The sequence below is a fragment of the Variovorax sp. P1_H2 genome, assembly GCF_056405295.1.
Window position 1 is genome coordinate 1 of the sequence record NZ_JBFUCJ010000254.1, and the last position, 2,398, is coordinate 2,398.

The following is a 2,398-nucleotide window of genomic DNA, read 5'->3' on the forward strand; positions in this document are numbered from 1 at the left end:
CACGACGCTCGCCGCGGCGCGGCAGCTCGGCGCCGAGGGCCACTGCATCGGCATCGACATTTCGGAGCCGATGATCGCCGCCGCCCGGGCCCGCGCCGAACGGGAAATAGACACGCCGGCCAGCTTCATCCGCGCTGACGCGCAGACCCATGCGTTCGAGCCTGCGAGCTTCGACCTGATCATTTCGCGCTTCGGCGTCATGTTCTTCGACGACCCTGCCAGGGCCTTTGCGAACCTGCGGCGTGCCGCAAGGGATGGCGCCGAGCTGCGCTTCATCGCCTGGCGGAGTGCCGCGGAAAATCCGTTCATGACGACGGCCGAGCGGGCTGCGGCACCGCTGCTGCCGAACCTCCCCGCCCGCCGGCCGGACGCGCCGGGGCAGTTCGCCTTCGCCGACCGGCGCCGGGTCCGCACCATCCTGGAGGAGAGCGGCTGGGCCGAGATCGATATCCGGCCGATCGACGTGGCCTGCACCCTGCCCGAGAAAGAGTTGGTCGGCTACCTGACCCGGCTCGGCCCGGTCGGCCCGGTCCTTCAGGAGGCGGACGAGCGGACTCGAACGCAGATCATCGAGACGGTGCGCGCCGCGTTTGATCCCTATGTGCGTGGAGATGAAGTCCGGTTTACGGCGGCCTGCTGGATGGTTGGTGCGCGAGCGGTGTCTGCGTCGGCATCCCGACCATGACCGGCTGCGTGGGCTACAAGGCTCTGCACCACTTCTACACGAACCACTTCGTCAACAGCAACCCGCCCGATACGTCGCTGGTGCCGACCTCGCGCACCGTGGGCGCGCCGCAGGTGGTCGACGAGATGCTGTTCTGCTTCACGCACACCACTGAGATTCCGTGGATGCTGCCGGGGGTGGCGCCGACGGGGAGGCGGGTGGAGATACCGCTGCTGGCGGTGGTGAAGTTTCGGGGGGACAAGCTTTACCACGAGCACATTTAGTGTGTTGGTGCAGGTGGCGTTGTTGGATGCGGCGGGGCTGCCGGTGGCTGGGGTGGAGACGGGGCGCAAACTGCTGGATGAGACGCTGCCGTCGAATACTTTGATGGGTTCGGGAAGGAGGTTGAGACGCGAGCATCGCAGAACGTGTGCGATGCTATGAGCCGGTCTAACGCTCTCTGAAGTCTTCGCTCGGACATTGACTACCTCACCCATCGATGTCATGTCCCCATCCGCCGGCGGTGCAACTGGGTGATAGGTGGTGGTGCTTCTGGCGGATCAGTTTTCCTAGATTCGGCGGTCGGCGCGCGGCACCGATACATAGATGGCACCACTTTGACCTGCTACGGCAGTGCTGCCTCCTGATCCACGACCAAGGAGCGCTCGCGCAACCCGCTCCGCGTCGAGCTGGCTCTTAAGAGCTAACCGGCTGCCAAGGGCTTCCCATACGGCCACCAACGAGCGATCCGCCCGAGTCGAGCCTTCTAGTGCCTCTGCGACCTGCGCTGTTATCGATTCGCGCTGCGCCTCCCAAGATGCATTGAATCCCGTAGGCGATGTGATACCTACGTCCTCGACAATACGACTTGCAAACTGACGGGCGTCGGCGATGCGCCGGCGCCCGTGAGTGGTCATCCGCCGCTTTGTCGCCTGCATGATCGCGACCGCAGTCGCAATTGCCGCAGACGTCGCATCAGGATCAGGGACTGCTACCAAGACTTCTGGGTGGCCTGTCTGGCGCCATGTGAACCGGGGTACTTTCTGAAGCTCCCCTTGTCGATCCTGTTGGGCCGCTGGCAGTGATTGCAGAACATTGTCAACAAGGATGCGGGTCATTGCCACAGCCAGATCCTCGAAGACGATCAATTCCGAACGGTCATTTGGTCCGTCCGGATCGACCACATCGAAGCGCAGCGCTCTAGATTGCGCGGTGGGGCGGTCGAGTTGAACGAAAGAGCATACGCGGCTTAGGGGGGCGCTGAGTGAGGTTCCGCTTCGAATGAGATCGTGGCCATCGAGCTGCTTGAGGCCCTTGTTCACGGCCCTTGACCTATAGTTCGCCTTTCCTCCCTTGGCTTCCAGCAGATGCCAGTCTGATCTGGCATCCTTGACCAGCAAGTCCGGCACCGCTTTGGCCTTTGCACCCGAAGACATTGTCTCCATGGGCAGCTTGACCAGCGCGGCGTTCGCGAATACTGACTTGTGCAGGACCTGAATCGGCAACCTAGCCTCGCCAAGCCATTGTTTGACTGCGACCGTCGCGCCAATTTGCCCGACCATGTACGACATCGCACTCCATTCCGATGACTCCAGGTACTTGCAGAATGGTTTCGGAAATATGCGCCCACTGTCGAAATCGAACATGCTGACGACCGACTGGGCGCGCTGACTCAGGAACAGGCTCAGGTCCGCTCGCTGCCGTGCATCCATCCAGAAGGTTAGGGGCCAAGCA

2 protein-coding genes and 1 pseudogene are annotated in these 2,398 nt (G+C 62.8%); 2 read left to right on the plus strand and 1 reads right to left on the minus strand.

Annotated features, from left to right (window positions below; all coding sequences use genetic code 11):
- Both AC1D2E_RS35530 and AC1D2E_RS35535 read left to right on the plus strand, forming a co-directional pair.
- A partial coding sequence (locus AC1D2E_RS35530) for a class I SAM-dependent methyltransferase (RefSeq protein ID WP_478201746.1) occupies window positions 1–685 on the plus strand: 685 nt, incomplete at its 5' end.
- Window positions 673–1,108, plus strand: a pseudogene (locus AC1D2E_RS35535) (dienelactone hydrolase family protein); the annotation flags it as partial. The gene AC1D2E_RS35530 and the pseudogene AC1D2E_RS35535, both read left to right, overlap by 13 nt.
- Before the next feature lie 125 nt (window positions 1,109–1,233).
- Here the strand turns inward: AC1D2E_RS35535 and AC1D2E_RS35540 are convergent.
- On the minus strand, window positions 1,234–2,398 hold a 1,165-nt coding region (locus tag AC1D2E_RS35540), incomplete at its 5' end, for a hypothetical protein (protein WP_478201747.1).